General features: G+C 51.8%; 13 protein-coding genes. 8 read left to right on the forward strand and 5 right to left on the reverse strand.

The genetic code is table 11. The annotated features are described in order from the left end of the window. The first annotated feature begins 48 nt into the window (after positions 1-48). Together AC1Q9F_RS00275 and AC1Q9F_RS00280 are read left to right on the forward strand one after the other, a co-directional pair. Entirely contained in the window at positions 49-300 is a 252-nt protein-coding gene (locus AC1Q9F_RS00275) for a pyocin S6 family toxin immunity protein (protein ID WP_492619386.1), read from the forward strand. A 70-nt stretch (positions 301-370) separates the two neighbouring features. Next, the gene (locus tag AC1Q9F_RS00280; RefSeq protein WP_492619385.1) at positions 371-616 is read left to right on the forward strand and encodes a colicin E3-like toxin immunity protein; all 246 of its coding nucleotides are present in this window, start codon (positions 371-373) and stop codon (positions 614-616) included. Positions 617-678: 62 nt separating this feature from the next. Here AC1Q9F_RS00280 and AC1Q9F_RS00285 read toward each other — a convergent pair whose 3' ends face one another. Further along, positions 679-2,010 (reverse strand): amidohydrolase, encoded by a 1,332-nt coding sequence (locus AC1Q9F_RS00285; protein WP_492619384.1) that lies wholly within the window; start codon positions 2,008-2,010, stop codon positions 679-681. Between the two features lie 193 nt (positions 2,011-2,203). Between AC1Q9F_RS00285 and solA the strand changes: the two genes are divergently transcribed. The 3 genes from solA (at position 2,204) to AC1Q9F_RS00300 (ending at position 7,680) form a co-directional block, all read left to right on the forward strand. Next, positions 2,204-3,367, forward strand: a complete 1,164-nt coding sequence (gene solA, locus AC1Q9F_RS00290; protein ID WP_492619383.1) for an N-methyl-L-tryptophan oxidase — start codon at positions 2,204-2,206, stop codon at positions 3,365-3,367. Positions 3,368-3,767: 400 nt separating this feature from the next. Beyond that, positions 3,768-5,378 (forward strand): DUF6119 family protein, encoded by a 1,611-nt coding sequence (locus AC1Q9F_RS00295; protein ID WP_492619382.1) that lies wholly within the window; start codon positions 3,768-3,770, stop codon positions 5,376-5,378. Between the two features lie 466 nt (positions 5,379-5,844). Next, positions 5,845-7,680: an AAA family ATPase gene (locus AC1Q9F_RS00300; RefSeq protein WP_492619381.1), complete on the forward strand. Its 1,836-nt coding sequence runs from the start codon at positions 5,845-5,847 to the stop codon at positions 7,678-7,680. A gap of 285 nt (positions 7,681-7,965) precedes the next feature. Here AC1Q9F_RS00300 and AC1Q9F_RS00305 read toward each other — a convergent pair whose 3' ends face one another. Continuing rightward, positions 7,966-8,655 carry a hypothetical protein gene (locus tag AC1Q9F_RS00305; RefSeq protein ID WP_492619380.1) on the reverse strand — a complete coding sequence of 230 codons (690 nt, stop codon included), beginning with the start codon at positions 8,653-8,655 and terminating at the stop codon, positions 7,966-7,968. A gap of 386 nt (positions 8,656-9,041) precedes the next feature. After that, complete coding sequence (locus AC1Q9F_RS00310) at positions 9,042-9,404, reverse strand: DUF6124 family protein (protein WP_007958158.1); 363 nt, start codon at positions 9,402-9,404, stop codon at positions 9,042-9,044. 572 nt (positions 9,405-9,976) lie between these two features. Between AC1Q9F_RS00310 and AC1Q9F_RS00315 the strand changes: the two genes are divergently transcribed. After that, positions 9,977-11,191, forward strand: a complete 1,215-nt coding sequence (locus AC1Q9F_RS00315; protein WP_492619379.1) for an aldose 1-epimerase family protein — start codon at positions 9,977-9,979, stop codon at positions 11,189-11,191. A gap of 170 nt (positions 11,192-11,361) precedes the next feature. On the opposite strand, the gene AC1Q9F_RS00320 is transcribed toward AC1Q9F_RS00315, so the two are convergent. Further along, positions 11,362-12,246, reverse strand: a complete 885-nt coding sequence (locus tag AC1Q9F_RS00320) for a PDZ domain-containing protein (protein WP_492619378.1) — start codon at positions 12,244-12,246, stop codon at positions 11,362-11,364. Between the two features lie 183 nt (positions 12,247-12,429). Continuing rightward, positions 12,430-12,978, reverse strand: coding sequence for a P-loop NTPase family protein (locus AC1Q9F_RS00325; RefSeq protein WP_492619377.1), 549 nt, complete (start codon positions 12,976-12,978; stop codon positions 12,430-12,432). A 303-nt stretch (positions 12,979-13,281) separates the two neighbouring features. Here AC1Q9F_RS00325 and gabP point away from each other — a divergent pair, with 303 nt between their 5' ends. After that, positions 13,282-14,688 carry a GABA permease gene (gabP, locus tag AC1Q9F_RS00330; protein WP_492619376.1) on the forward strand — a complete coding sequence of 469 codons (1,407 nt, stop codon included), beginning with the start codon at positions 13,282-13,284 and terminating at the stop codon, positions 14,686-14,688. A 65-nt stretch (positions 14,689-14,753) separates the two neighbouring features. Next, positions 14,754-15,200 (forward strand): GNAT family N-acetyltransferase, encoded by a 447-nt coding sequence (locus AC1Q9F_RS00335; protein ID WP_492619375.1) that lies wholly within the window; start codon positions 14,754-14,756, stop codon positions 15,198-15,200. The last annotated feature ends 4 nt before the right edge of the window (positions 15,201-15,204 follow it).

Genomic DNA, 15,204 nt, shown 5'->3' on the forward strand with positions numbered 1-15,204 from the left:
TCTATTCACGAAAATATATCCGCCCCTTTTTGCATGAAGGAACAAGCCATGCTCTTCCTTTCAATAACCGGCTTTTACCCCGATCACGACCAAGACGACACGCTGCAGTTCGAGTTGGATATCGAGGGTAGCGAAATGAATGAAAAAGTTGTACAGCTCATTGAGTCCAAGCGCCTGAGCGAACTGGAACCAGGTGAGTTGTTACTGCGCGAGGATCAGGTAGCGGCACTGGGAGCCCTGCTGAATGTCAGCTTCCCGGACGGTCTGGAGTATTTCATGGGCACCTGTGTGAAGTACTGATACTGCGGAGAGCAAAGGGGACGGGGCCACCGTCCCTTTTTTCGTCAAAAAAGATATTTGTGAGAAAGAGATGGGACTGGAACTTAGACTGGAGTGGTACGACACAGCAACCCTGCAATTCCAGGGCGAGGAGTCGTCAAGAGATCTGGGGGATGATGAATCAGTATTGAATGCCTTAGGCATTCCAGTAGAGGACAACATCAATAATGGCAGCTTCAACGTCGTCGAGAAGTGGGTCGCGACTATTCAGCCGTACTTTCAACATCAGATCGCTCTGAGTACCAACGACTATCAAATTTCGTTTGACTACAGTTAGTACCCGCAAAGGGGGCGGATGTATTTACGAAAATACATCCGCCCCCTTTTCACATAAGCCAATCAGCCCCGCTGACCCCGCCCCGGATAATTGAGCACAAACTGCACATGCGCTTTCACCCCGGTGGCCAGTGTCGCGTCATCGGCGGTGAAGTAGGGGCTGTGGTTGTTCGGCGCCTTGCTCATGTCCTGACCTTCCGGTGTTGCGCCGAGAAACACGAACAACCCCGGCACCTTGCGTGCGTAGTAGGAGAAGTCTTCGCTCGGCGACAGCGAGGCGGGCAGGCGCTCGACCTTGCCCGGTGCTGCCAGTTCGAGGGCGGGGATCATGGCTTCGGTCAGGGCGGGATCGTTGGTGGTCACGGGCGCATTGTTCACCAGCAACAGGTTGGCCTGGGTCTCGTAGGCGCTGGCGATGCTGTTCACCAGCGGCGGCATCTTTTTCAGGATCGTGTCGCGGATGTCGGCGTTGTTGGTGCGAATGGTCCCGGTCATTTCCACGGTCTCGGGAATGATGTTGGCCGCCGAACCGCCATTGATCGTACCGACACTGATCACGCCCATGCCCTGGGTCAGGTCGACGCGCCGACTGACCAGCGTCTGCAATCCACTGATGATGCCTTGGCTGGCGACAATCGGATCGACACCGCTCCAGGGCGCCGAACCGTGAGTCTGCTGGCCCTTGACCGTGATGCGAAACGAGTCGCTGCTGTTGAGCACGGTTCCGGATTTGTAGAACAGATGCCCGGTCGGATAACCCGCCATCACATGCACCCCGAACACCGCCTCGACCTTGGGTGAATCGAGAGCACCATCGCGGATCATCGCTTGTGCGCCGATCAGGGTATCAGTCTGGAATTCATCGACATCAGCCGCGCCTTCTTCAGCTGGCTGAAACAGAAACACCACCGTCCCGGGCACCTGATCGCGATGCTCGGCCAGCACTTTCGCGGCACCCAGCAACATCGCGGTGTGGGTGTCGTGGCCACAGGCGTGCATCACCGGCACGCTCTTGCCGAGCCGCGTGCTGGTGGCCTGACTGGCGAACGGCAGGTTCGTCATCTCCTTGACCGGCAGTGCGTCCATGTCCGCGCGCAACGCCACCACCGGCCCCGGCAATCCGCCTTTCAGAACCCCCACAACACCCGTCTTGCCGACCCCGGTGCGCACTTCAATGTTAGACGCCTTCAGCCGCTCGGCCACCAGCGCGGCAGTCTTGAATTCAAGATTGCCCAGCTCTGGGTGTTGATGAATCGTGTGGCGCAGGTCGACGACCTCCTGATTGACCGCGCTCACGGCGCCATCGACCCAGGGCGCATCGGCGGCATGGCTGGCAGTGGCAACGAACGAGGACAGAACGGCGAGGCAGAGTGTGGTTTTGCAGAAACGAATCAAGGCGGGACTCTCTCTTATGGTTTTTATTGGCGTCAGAGGGTATGCCGCGATGCAAGACGGAACAAACGAGTCTGGCCGGTAATCGCACGGCTTTTGGTTTTTCGCGTTTTTGCCCGAGCGCGGCTTTCAGCGGATTGTTTTCCATCGCCTGATCCGCTTCACTGTGGCTCTTTTGCCTCAGCGGAAATCAATCATGGAACGATGCGAAGCACTGGTCATCGGCCTCGGCGCCATGGGCGCGGCCACGGTGTATCAACTGGCGAAAGCCGGGGTCAACGTGGTCGGCATCGACCGCCATCATCCGCCGCACACATTCGGCTCCAGCCATGGCGACACCCGCATCACCCGGCTGTCCGTGGGCGAGGGCGCGCAATACGTGCCCATCGTGCGCAACTCACACCGCATCTGGCGCGAGCTGGAAGCGCTGTCAGGCGAGGCCCTGTTCGAACAGTCCGGCCTGCTGGTGCTGACCTCAAGCCCCGACTTCGATCCCGCCGACGAAACCGACTTCACCCTGCGCACCATCGCCCTGGCGAAGACCTACGGCATCGAACACGAAGTCCTCGACGCTGCCCAGATCCGCCAGCGCTTTCCGCAGTTTGCCCAGGTGCGCGACGACGCCATCGGCTACTTCGAGCCCGAAGGCGGTTTTGTACGGCCCGAACGCTGCATCGACGTACAACTGAGACTGGCCGAACAACATGGCGCCACGCTGTACAAGGGCGAGACCGTGACCCACATCAGCTCGGACGAACAGGGCGTCACCGTCACCACCGACCAACGCACCGTGCGGGCGGACAAACTGGTGGTCACCGCCGGCAACTGGGCGGGCGGCTTGCTGGGCGCGCCGTTCGACAGACTGCTCAGCGTCTATCGGCAAAAACTGTTCTGGTTCGAAACCGAGCCCGACGCAGGACTGGTCGGACACTCACCCACTTTCATCTTCACTCACGGCCCGGACGACGATTTCTACGGCTTTCCCGCGTTGCCGGGGGAGGGCAGTTTGAAAGTGGCTACGGCGCAGTATCACAGCGCATCCACGCCTGAAACTCTGGATCGCACAGTCTCGGCCGAGGAAGAACGCGAGATGTACGAGCAGCAGGTGAAGGGGCGGATTGCCGGGCTGACAGATCGGGTAGTGAAGTCAGCGGTTTGCGCCTACACCGTCACGCCGGATCGGCATTTCATCATTGATGAGCATCCGCGGTTGCAGCACACGTTGGTGGTGTCGGCGTGCTCCGGGCACGGGTTCAAACACTCGGCGGCGCTGGGGGAGGCGTTTGCGCAGTGGTGTTTGCGGGGGGAGAGTGAGTTGGATCTTTCGTTGTTTTCGGTGGGGCGGTTTGGGAGGGAGTGACGGTGCTTGGGAGTGACTGCTATTGGCCAGAAGCAGACATTTGCGATTTATTTTATGGGCCCCAGCATAGTCATCGTGGTCGACTACCATGCCCAACTGGTTCGTCTCTGGTTCTTTCAACCCAAGATTCAATTCCACTTTAAGAGGCTTCCGCTGAATTTGACGGGCAAAGGCACCCGGCCGGGTTTAGTTTTGTCAGCTCCCTATCCGGCACTTCCGCATATCGCCTCGCTGGTGGGGGCGCGCAGTGAGCGCTCCGGTTCGGAGTAGGTGATGTATTGAAAACTTCTAAATCACTGATTCTATTGAAGAATATACTTTCAGAAAATAAGGTGTTGCAGTCCATGCTGGCAAATGGCAACTTCTAATTCGGATCCGGCCATCTTCGAATGGAAACGACATGCCAAACACTTATAATATCTATAAAATTAAACATCATAAGATAAAAGAACTTAAAGAGAAGCTTAAATCCGTAGGGCTAGTTGAGCAAAAGACTCTTCCGGCTTTCAATTATTCTAAAACTTTTTATTTCTCAGAAAATATCAAAGGGAATGATGTTTGGTGGTGGGAAACCTATAAAGAGTTTTTCAACGATAATGTAAAAGAACCAAAAAACACTTTTAATTTTGGCGTTCTGCTGTGCCAAAATCTAGAGGACGAAGAAAAGATTTATGCTGTAAGCTTAGGAAAGTCCCACTTTTATCTCTCGAAATTTATTCACCTCGATTTTGGAATCGATCTTGCATTACATGTTGCAGACGAGAGCTCGATATTGCTGAAAAAAAGCCGCTACTTCACGGGCACAAAACGACAAGACGTGTCCTCCTATCAACGCTTTCAGAAAGATAGCTATGAGGCAGGCGAATCGGTCGACCACTTAAAGCTCAAGGCAGCTAACAAGGAAATATGGGGCGATCGCAATATAATTTTTGCCGATTCCATTCAGATGGATATGGATAAACAACCTTTGGAGTTGTCCGCAATTTTCCAGCTGATTGATGAAAGTTTCTGTGGTGAAAAGATTATACATTTACCCAAGCTTGAATCAGTTGGAGCCGAGGCAACAAGTGAACTTGACAAGCGACTACTTGAACACCTCACCAATGCAAGCGGTGAAGTTCTAATTGAAGAGTTTCAGGTACATGGCATAGCCATTTGCTTTAGCTTTCATGATTATGATTATGAAATTAAAGCGAAGGGAGAAAGCAGTAACCATCGCAAGACTTTGGGTAATAATATAGATATCCAGTCCATCTCGGATTTCTTGGCAGAATATCCCGATATAACTGATATTAACAACGTTACTATTCAATTCAAAAACGAAGATACAGGACGTTTTACGCGATCACTGAAGGAAATTCTTGACTGCCCAATCGAATACGAAGAGCAACAATATTTTTTGAAGAATGGAGAATGGTTTCTCTTTAATCAAACGTTCATGGAGTACCTGAAGCGATCGTTAGGCAGTATTGAAATCAAGCTAGAAGAGCCATTGGTTGAATCCGCATTCATTGCTTGGCAAAAAGAGAAAAAGAAAAATTCTAAGCCGGAAGATGACAAAGTTGACTATCGAGAGGCCTATTTTAATCAGAAAATATGTGTCGAGCGAGGTTATCAGCTTTTAGATCGAGTTCTGACAAATATCAAATCACTTGAACAAAAAAGACGTAGCTATCAAGTAGAGATTGCCGACATCTACAACGATGGAGAAATTATATCGGTAAAAATCTCAAAGAAAAAACCGGAACTAATCTACAATATTGAGCAGTCCAGAGATGCCATTACACTGATAAAAAACAAAACAATAAAATTTGATGAAAAACTAGATATTGCCGCACTGTGGTTTGTATTTGAGGATGATGTTAAAAAAATCACCGACATTAATTCCATTCAATTCCTTTTGGCTGTGGAGTCTTGGCACAAATTAGTCACGAGTCACGGGCTTATACCCAGGATCTATATATCTAAACACGAAAGAGATATCGACAAGGAAGAAAAGGAAAAGACATAGGCCTCAAGCAAATGAGTGTACTGTAGTTGGACTTAATCTTTAGACTTTACAGCACGCAATGCATTGGATTGCCGAGTGGCGAAGTCTTAAGAAGTCACTAGTAGATTACGACCTTTTTGTAGGTGTAATCATCGTTTTGAAAGGGTGGTGAACAACTGTAACTTATGGGGGAAACAAGAGTTAAGACACGTAAAGTTGGTGAGCTCGCCGGGCGTCTATACTCTAGCGTGTTTTTCGACATTAAAGTTTTCGCGTGCTCCCACGCTTGATCGGTGAATGATCGTTTGGCCTCAAGCGCTCGTTTGTGGGTGAATGCTTTCGACTAGGAGCTGACCTTTGCAGAGACCGCAACCGGCCGGAGCCTGCAGTCCACGCTTAGTAATAATCCGCCAGGAGCATGCGCTTGTTTAATAACTTCGATGCCTATCGATAGTGACTTCATTGATTTGTACTTTGAGTATATATAATGTCTATTAGCAAAATTTGGTCAAGTGACATAAAAGGGTATCGCACTGATATTGAGCCTGAGAAGCATCTAAGACTTCAAAGGATGAACTTCTTAATTGGCCCAAACAATAGTGGAAAAAGTAGACTTCTTCGCACTTTATTTTCAAGCCCTGTAAAGAATTTAAGCATCGGGTTGGGTTGGCAATTTCAAGAGGCTTGCCACCAGCTTGGCGAAATTTTCGATATCATTTCAAGAGGCGGAGCAATTGTTGGATTAAGTTGCAGTAGATTTATGGAGCTTTATTCTGGATCATGTAAAAGTGTAGAAGAAATAAAATCTATAATGAATGACCTGTCGAAGGTTTTGAGTGACGCGGCTAACCCTAACCTAGTCTATTCCGGCGGCGGGGACTTGAGTGCCTATTACGAGCTTCAGAGAATAGTTGGACATGGCTTACCTATTGAAGAGCTTAATAGGGTTATAAGCGTGAGCAGCAAGGTTGCCGATTCCAAGCGACATTATATCCCGATACTTAGAGGGATGAGGCCGCTAGGGGATGCCGCAGATCTTTATTTTGATCGGACAATTAAGGACTATTTTTACTCATCACCAAAAGATGCCTTAAATATTGTGACGGGATTTAATCTATATGATTTATTGGCTCGATTTTTGTTGGGAGAGCCAGAAGAGCGCGAGAGAATTAAAGAGTATGAGCGCATATTGGGTAATGAGTTTTTTGGCGGGAGGGATATTACATTAATTCCTCAGTATGGAAAAGATACAGTAGCTGTTAAAATTGGAACTGACAATCAATTTCCCATATACGATTTGGGGGATGGGCTTCAGCAGGTAATTATCATAACTTCGGCCGCGTATCTAGAGAAGAGTACCTCAATTTTTTTTATTGAAGAGCCTGAAGCATGTCTTCATCCTGGCCTACTTAGAAAACTAGCGTTATTTTTAATAAATCATACAGATCATCAATATTTAGCTACCACTCATTCAAATCATTTACTTGACCTTGCCGAAAATAGTAAGGATGTCATGATTCACAAAGTCTATAAATTTGAGGATGATGGGCGCGCTTGCTTTCAAATTCAAGAGTGTACCAGGGATAGGGATTTATTAGCAGAACTAGGAGTGCTAGCTTCTTCTGTTTATCTCGCTAATTCTACAATTTGGGTTGAAGGTATAACTGATCGGCTTTATTTGAAAGCTTTCCTGGCTAAATATTTGGAAGGTTTGAATGACTCTGTTTTTAAAGTGAAGTTAGAGGGGATGTTGGAAAATTTCCACTATGCCTTTGTTGAATATCAAGGTGGCACCCTCGGTCATTGGGGGTTTGATGATGGAGAAAACACGGATAGGCTAAATGCATCTAAACTTTGTGCTGCAGCCTTTCTTATTGCCGATGGGGATATCATAAATAAAGGCGTCCGGTCTGAGGTGTTGAGTAGAGAATTACAAGACCGTTATCACTTATTGCCGTGCAAGGAGATTGAGAATTTACTACCACTGAATATTATTGAAGAGGTTTCAAAAAATATATTTTTGCGAAAAAAATCTAAGACCACAGTTGGGTTAGAGATTTCAAACCTAAGTAAAATATCGAGCAAGGCAGTATCTGTATCTGAGCACGGTATCGGTTATCACTTAGATAAATGTCTGGGCTTGAAAGGACGGGGAGCCACCGCTCGGCGTGTATTTGCAGATGAAAGTGGGACTATAAGTGAAAAAGTCAAATTTTGCCGAGAGGCAGTCGAGATTATGAGGACAACAGATTGGAGTTTGTCCGACGGGGCTAAAGATTTGTGCGCAAAGATTTTTGCGCACATCGTAGCATTCAATCATTAATTTTTTGTAGGTTACTGAATCGTTATTAGAAATCTTGCTTTCGATGTTATTCAAATGAAATGCTAGAAGACCTATCGACCGCGAGCACTCGGTTAATTGGTGTCTGCTTCTGGTCGTTAGCGGCTATGTACGAACGTTCGATTTGGCCGATTTCTGCCTGTCGCGAGGGTGGGCGGACTGACCTTAACTAACCATAGATCAGGGCAAGCAAAAATACAGTATTACAGCACCAACTCCATCAGCTCCTGCACACAAATCAAGGGTTCGAACGACTCGATCGTATCGCTACAGTCCGTTATTGCCGCCTAGCACCAATTGAAAGCTCCTGAGTTGCTCCGTGCTTAGCTTTTCTTCAAACGAACTTCGACCAACAATTCGCACCATGCGCGAGCAAATTGCCGAGTATTTTTCAATCCAATAACTTTTTTCCAAGTCGCCTAGCCAGTGGTTGTCGTTTTCGGTAGATGGATGCGCACCTAAGAGTCCAATATAATATCTTATGGATTCAGTCATTATTGCTATGTTGTGTAGCAATGACAATATTCCTTTATTTACCCCCTCATCTGTCGCCACATCATGGTTTGAAAGAGCGTAAATGACGACCCTAAGCGGCTGACCGCGATACTCTGCACCGAGGCAATCATTATTAAAGGGCGCCTCCAGTTTTTTCTCAAGCACTGAATCCAGTCTTGAAATTGACTCTCGCGCCAACAACAGTTTTTGTTGATGCGCGTTTGAAGAAAAACTTTTATAAACCAAGTACCCTGCTAAAAGCGACGCTGCTGGCGCTACGATTCCGCCGATATATGAACCGAAACCACCCCAATCCTGATTGTTTGAGCTGATGTTGACGTTTCCTGCTGCATACATCGAAAAAAAATATGGTACTACAGCGACTGTCGATGCAGTAATAAAGACTAGAAGGGCAAGTTTAAATTCTTTCAATGCTAATCCTTGGCTTATGACCAAAGTCATGTGAGATATTCGTCGCCTCTAAAAGCGCAAGAGTTGCCGCATAAAACCGTTGCTATTTAGATTTCATAGTTCATTACCAATGTGCTTTTGACATAAGCAGCGAACCCTTCCGTGTCTAAACAATAGCCTACCGTTTCGTTAGTAAGACGTCCATCCACCGCTTTTGGCCGGAAGCACTCGTTCCTGAACGTCCGCTTTTGGCAGATAGGGATAGCTTTCCGATGTCCGCTTCTGGCCGGTAGCGGTCGCTTGTGAACGTCCGCTAATGGCCGGAAGCAGTAGTTCCCGGATGTCCGCTACTGGCCGATAGCTGCCATTCACTATGGCAGCTTCGGTTATTTGCTCAGGTGTTCCTTACTAATCAGTCGCGACAGAGGGCTAGCGTTTTAGGTCTTCACCTCAACATGATCCAACGCCTGATTCACCGCCAACTCACTCAACATCACCAACTGCGCAATTCCGATCGCAGTCTTGCGGTGGGCAGGCTCCAGCGTGGCCGCAAAGTTATTAAGCATTTCACTGGCCGATCCTAATGATTCGCTGGCGTTGGCCAGGAGGGATTCGGTGTTGTAGGCAGGGTTGGCCATGTACATGGGGTCGTGTTTGTGGTGGCTGCCCATGATGCGTTGTTGCGGAGTGAGGTAGTGATCGAGCGCGCGTTCGGCCGCTTCGTTCAGGGTTCGGGAATCGGGGAATTTGTAGGGCGATACCGGATCGGTTTCCGGTGGGTTCGGTGTTGGTTTGAACATAGATGAATCTCCAGCACTTATTTAAATGGGAGTCATCCACTCTCGCTACCAAACGAGGGGTGGCGACCATACGCAGGTTGGTAGACCGGAGCACTGGAACCGGCGCTTCCGAAGAAGCCCTGAGCATGGCCACCATAAATCCAGTCGCATGAATGCAACTGCATGAGGTGACGCGATGCGTCAGCGCTGCGGGCTACCAAACCCGATCACTGTTTTTCAGTGACCCGGAAACGATAAAACCCGCACCCCAGACGCACAAGCCGGCGGATTCTGGCGTAGTCGTAGGCAATGACGCAAGACGCTGTAGCCGTGGGGAAGTAATGCCGGGCGTTTCTAAACACCATTCATAAAACGCTTAAACACGTCGCCCTCGCCATGTCGAAATCAGACGTCCATGCCGCTCCTAAAAAAAGCGGACTCCCGTCTGCGGGATAACCCCATCACATCGTTTTCAATTTTCCTGTCCGTACCCATTCTTTCTTGGCACCTACCAACACGCGTCACTTTTTAAGCTTGATGAAACGTTTCAGCAGGTTTATAAAAACGGCACAACTCCAAGAAAGGCTGCTCCCATGACCCCGCTCAAACTCGTTGTTGCCCTCAGCGCACTGTCCGCTGCCTCCCACGCCATGGCCTGGGATTACGTTCTTCTCGACACTGACAAAGCCGCTCAGAACTGGCAGATCACCAGCCAGCAACTCGGCGTGAAAACCGACAAGCCCTTCAGCGTCAGCCTGCGCACCTTGCACGGCGGGCGGCAGGAGGGCGTCAGCATTGTCGACATCGATAACGGCACGATGAAACTCTCGGTGGTGCCGACGCGGGGAATGAACGTCTTGCAGGCCTCGGTCGGCGACGTGCGCATGGGTTGGGATTCGCCGGTCAAGGAAGTGGTCAATCCGTCCTTCATCGAACTCAATGGCCGCGGTGGTCTGGGCTGGCTGGAGGGTTTCAATGAGCTGGTGACCCGCTGCGGATACGAATGGGTCGGCCACCCCGGCGTCGACAACGGCGAACTGCTGACCCTGCACGGCCGGGCCGCCAACATTCCTGCGAACAAAGTCACCCTGCACATCGATGAAACGCCACCGTACGCCATCACCCTGCGCGGTGAGCTGAAAGAGCAGGCGTTCAAGAAAGTCGACTTCTCCGTCGCCACCGAACTGGTCACCGAACCCGGCAGCGTAGTGTTCGCTCTTAACGACACCCTGACCAACAACGGCGACTATCCGAAGGAATACCAGGCGCTGTACCACAGCAACTTCAGCACCCCGTTCCTGGAGCAGGGCGCTCGTTTCGTCGCGCCGGTGAAACAGGTGTCGCCGTTCAACGACAAAGCCAAGGGCGATTTGGCTGAATGGCAAACCTATCGCGCACCGACCAAAGACTACGACGAAACGGTTTACAACGTGGTGCCCTATGCCGATGCCAAGGGCGATACGTTGACCGTGTTGCATAACAAGGCCGGCAGCCTGGGTGTTTCGGTTGGCTTCAATACGCAGACATTGCCGGTATTTTCCCTGTGGAAGAACACCGATACCCAAGGTCAGGGTTATGTCACCGGACTGGAGCCGGGGACGAGTTTTTCTTACAACCGCCGTTATCAGCGGCCACTGAACCTGGTACCCACCATCGGGCCGAAGGAACACAAACAGTTCCGCATCAGCTACAGCTTGTTGGCGGATAAGGCGGCGGTGCATAAGGCGTTGAAGCAGGTGAGCGACATTCAGGGCGGGCGGGAGACCGAGGTGCGGCAGGCACCGTTGGTTGATCTGACCAAGGGGTGAAACCGGCCAGAAAAAGAGCAGAAAAAGGGGGCTGATTTATTTTTCCTAAATAAATCAGCCCCCCCTTTTATAAGAAGCAACAAAATCCCGAATGATCGGGGCTTTGTTTTGTATGAAGTAGCGGTGATACGAGGGTTTCGGATTCAATGTCCGCCAAGTTCGAATGCGCTTCAGGATTGTTTGTTGAACTGAACGCTTTTCGTAATGACCTTCCCGTTACGGGTGAGAGTGACATCCACTTTCTTGCCCGATCTTGTGCCAATCATGTCGCCTAGCTGGCTGGCAGCTTTAATTTTTTCGCCATCAAGCGCTTCAAGGATGTCTCCTACCAAGATGTCTGCGTTGTAAGCAGGAGAGTCCTCAGTGAGCATGGTTACTTTAACGCCAAAGTTTGACTGTCGCTCTTGGCGCTCCTTGTCCGTCAGGTCTGCAGTCCGCGCTCCAAATATAGCGACCTGTTTTATGAAATAGACAGCGGCGTAATCTGCGCGGTGCTCTGTCGTCGGAACATAATCTGTGGTTGTGGTAAGTGTTGTCCCCGACCCTTTAACAACGGCATTGGTGCGGCCGTTAGCGCCCATCAGCAGCGCCGATCCTTCTGTTGTGCTTATAGTGGGCTTCACAACAGCGGTCGAAGTTGTATAGCTGCCCGTATATTCAGGGCTTCTGATTACGACCAGATCGGCCTTGACGGCTTTCGCTTGGTCGACTGCAAATTTTTCAGGAATAGGTTGTGCGCTGTTGAATGACGCTATGCCTATCGGCAAGTAACCTCTGCGTGCCCACATATCCAGGCGTCCCTGTCCCTGCGCAGGGCTAACGTTATCGACTAGCGGAGTTTCTAACGGAGGGGCAGCTCGAAATTCAGCTATGTTTTCTGGTGTAGATCCGTTCAGGGCGGAATAGTAATTTGTATAGGGGTTGTTATTTGCACAGCCAGATAGTGCGGCATAAAAAAAAGCTGACGCAATAAATTTGGTTGCGTGTTTCTTCACTTTTCTCTTCCCTTTGTTTGGTCTGATATTCCAATTTTTCCAGCGATGGCAATTTAGCATGATTTGAACTCGCTCCGTATAAAGGGCTGCCCGTCGACGCGGGCAGCAAAACGCAGATCCTTGCGGGTTAGCGCACCCGCTAATCACGCCTGCCGATGACCCGTTGTTGCGGCGTGAGGTAACACCGGGCGTTTCTAAACACAAATCAAAAAAGCCCTTAAACACGTCGGTGTTTTGGCCGGTCTATTCGTTACCGGAAACCAGCACAGCGTTGCCTGTTACCGGTAGCCGTTCGACAAAATCCGCAATCTCCCGCGCCCCACGCAAATGCACCACCGGAATCTCCGGCCCAATGGCCTGGCGCACTCCGTCGATTCCCGGCCGATAGCCCCGGTCGAAATTCCATACAAATTTCAGAAAGGTCAAAAACGCCCGATCGATTTTTTCTCGACAACCCGCAGCAAGATCCGGGCGAGGGCGGTTCATCACGCTGCGTTTGATCACGCGGACGAGGCAGGTCAGGCGTGGAGTATCGAGCCAGATAATCAGGTCGGCGCGAGGCAGACGCAGGTCGAAGGTTCGTCGGGCGTAGTTGCCTTCACAGACCCAGGTGTCCGCCGCGATGGCTTGGCGTACGCGGACGCGAAACTGCTCGGCGTCGGGCTCGACCCAGCCGGGTTCCCAGAACAGCTTGTCGAGGTGGATCACCGGCAGGCCGAGGCGTTCGCCGAGGGTGCGGGCGAGGGTGGATTTACCGCTGCCGGCATTGCCCAGAATGACGATCCGTTGCATGGGGGACTTCCTGTCGCGAAAAAAGCCGGCGATTGTGCAGGAATCGGCTCTCCGACAGAAGTCCGAACGCCACTCACCATGTCGAAATCAGACGCCCCCATGCCGCTCCCAGGCTATTTACCATCAACGCCGGGCACGTAAGGTGACGCATCATTTCATCGCCCTGCGTCGTCGTCCGACCGATTTGTAACGCTGCAGCGCTTGAGGTGCGCCGCTCTGGAGCAGGGCAACAGGAAGAAATGATGATCGCCTGACACGTCGTCAGTACGCCCAAACGTCGATCACCAGAGAACAACAAAAACAATGAATAGCCTGAACTCGAAGGACTCGAACGGTCAGTTGGCGCAGGGCTTCAAGCCGCGTCATGTCACCATGCTTTCCATTGCCGGCATCATCGGTGCGGGGCTGTTTGTCGGCTCCGGCCACGCCATTGCCGCCGCCGGCCCGGCCGTCTTGCTCGCTTATCTCTTCTCCGGTCTGCTGGTCGTGCTGGTCATGCGCATGCTCGGCGAAATGGCCGTGGCCCATCCGGACACGGGATCGTTTTCCACCTATGCCGATCAAGCCATCGGGCGCTGGGCGGGGTTCACTATTGGTTGGTTGTATTGGTGGTTCTGGGTGCTGGTCATTCCGATCGAAGCGCTGGCCGCCGGGCATGTCTTGAATCAGTGGTTTCCCCAGGTCGATGCGTGGTTGTTCGCACTGTTGTCGATCATTTTGCTGGTGGTGACCAACCTGTTCAGCGTATCAAAGTACGGTGAGTTCGAGTTCTGGTTCGCGATGGCCAAGGTGGTGGCGATTATCGGGTTCATCGGACTGGGTTTTGCGGTGTTGATGGGCTGGATTCCGGAGCGTGAGGCCAGCGGCTTGAGTCGGTTGATGGAAGAGCACGGCGGGTTTGCGCCCAATGGCTTGTCGGCGGTGGTCGGTGCTTTCATCACCATCATGTTCAGTTTCATCGGGACGGAAGCGGTGACCATCGCGGCCGCCGAATCGAGCAACCCGGCGCAGAACATCGCCAAGGCCACGCGCTCGGTGATCTGGCGCATCGGCGTGTTTTATCTGCTGTCGATTTTCGTGGTGATTTCGGTGGTGCCCTGGAACGATCCGCTGCTGGCGTCCGTCGGCTCCTACCAGCGCGCGCTTGAGCTTATGAACGTTCCCAACGCCAAATTCCTGGTCGATGTGGTCGTGCTGATCGCCGTGGCTAGTTGCATGAACTCCTCGATCTACATTTCCTCGCGGATGCTGTTCTCGCTGGGTCGTCGCGGCGATGCACCGCAACCGTTAAAGGTGACCTCCGCTGCGGGCGTGCCGAGGGCGGCGGTGATTGCCAGCACCGTGATCGGTGCCGGGGTGACGCTGTTCAGCTATTTCATGCCGGCCGGGCTGTTCCAGTTTCTGCTCGCCAGCTCCGGTGCGATCGCGTTGCTGGTGTATCTGGTGATCGCGGTTTCGCAATTGCGCATGCGACGGATGTTGCGTCGGCAGAACGTCGAGCTGACGTTTCGCATGTGGCTGTTTCCATGGCTGACGTGGCTGGTGATCGCGTTCATCTGCGCCGCGCTCGCGGTGATGATGGTGACGCCCGAGCATCGTCTGGAAGTGACGTCGACCATTGGCCTGGCGCTGGCGATTTCCTTTATCGGGCTGGTGACCACGCGGCAGCATGGGCAGGCGAGGGCGGCGGTTTCGGTAGGCAAGGCCTAGGTGTGTTGGGGACTTGAACTGTGGGACTATCGCCGGCATGCCTGACATTCGACCGGAGCCCCATCGTGCAAACCATTCGCCGCGCTCAACCTCAGGATGCCGAGTGCATCGCCGCACTCGTCACTGAGGCCTACACTCCGTACATCGCCAGAATCGGCAAGAAACCTGCGCCGATGCTGGAGGATTACCGGCAGGTGTTGCAGGCCAACGAGACGTTTGTCCTGACCGACCTTGACGAGGTTGTCGGTGTGCTGGTGATGAGCCCTGAAGATACCGAACTGCTTCTGGTCAACGTCGCCGTTTCACCTCGGCACAAGGGCAAGGGCCTGGGAAAAGTGCTGATGGCGTTCTGTGAAAAACACGCGCGTGGCAAAGGGCTGGCGGCGGTGCGGTTGTATACCCACGAACGGATGACCGAAAACATCGAGATCTACAAAAAGCTCGGCTATCTCGAAACCCATCGCGCCACGGAAGACGGCTTTGCTCGGGTGTTCATGCGCAAGGCACTTTGACCAG

This window comes from Pseudomonas sp. GW823-FHT04A03 (assembly GCF_058796615.1).

What these genes read in the sequence shown, in the direction of transcription:
- AC1Q9F_RS00275 (WP_492619386.1), top strand. Translation starts at nt 49, where the DNA reads ATGCTCTTCCTTTCAATAACCGGCTTTTACCCCGATCACGACCAAGAC.
- AC1Q9F_RS00280 (WP_492619385.1), top strand. Translation starts at nt 371, where the DNA reads ATGGGACTGGAACTTAGACTGGAGTGGTACGACACAGCAACCCTGCAA.
- solA (WP_492619383.1), top strand. Translation starts at nt 2,204, where the DNA reads ATGGAACGATGCGAAGCACTGGTCATCGGCCTCGGCGCCATGGGCGCG.
- AC1Q9F_RS00295 (WP_492619382.1), top strand. Translation starts at nt 3,768, where the DNA reads ATGCCAAACACTTATAATATCTATAAAATTAAACATCATAAGATAAAA.
- AC1Q9F_RS00300 (WP_492619381.1), top strand. Translation starts at nt 5,845, where the DNA reads ATGTCTATTAGCAAAATTTGGTCAAGTGACATAAAAGGGTATCGCACT.
- AC1Q9F_RS00305 (WP_492619380.1), bottom strand. Translation starts at nt 8,655, where the DNA reads ATGACTTTGGTCATAAGCCAAGGATTAGCATTGAAAGAATTTAAACTT.
- AC1Q9F_RS00310 (WP_007958158.1), bottom strand. Translation starts at nt 9,404, where the DNA reads ATGTTCAAACCAACACCGAACCCACCGGAAACCGATCCGGTATCGCCC.
- AC1Q9F_RS00315 (WP_492619379.1), top strand. Translation starts at nt 9,977, where the DNA reads ATGACCCCGCTCAAACTCGTTGTTGCCCTCAGCGCACTGTCCGCTGCC.
- AC1Q9F_RS00320 (WP_492619378.1), bottom strand. Translation starts at nt 12,246, where the DNA reads ATGCTAAATTGCCATCGCTGGAAAAATTGGAATATCAGACCAAACAAA.
- AC1Q9F_RS00325 (WP_492619377.1), bottom strand. Translation starts at nt 12,978, where the DNA reads ATGCAACGGATCGTCATTCTGGGCAATGCCGGCAGCGGTAAATCCACC.
- gabP (WP_492619376.1), top strand. Translation starts at nt 13,282, where the DNA reads ATGAATAGCCTGAACTCGAAGGACTCGAACGGTCAGTTGGCGCAGGGC.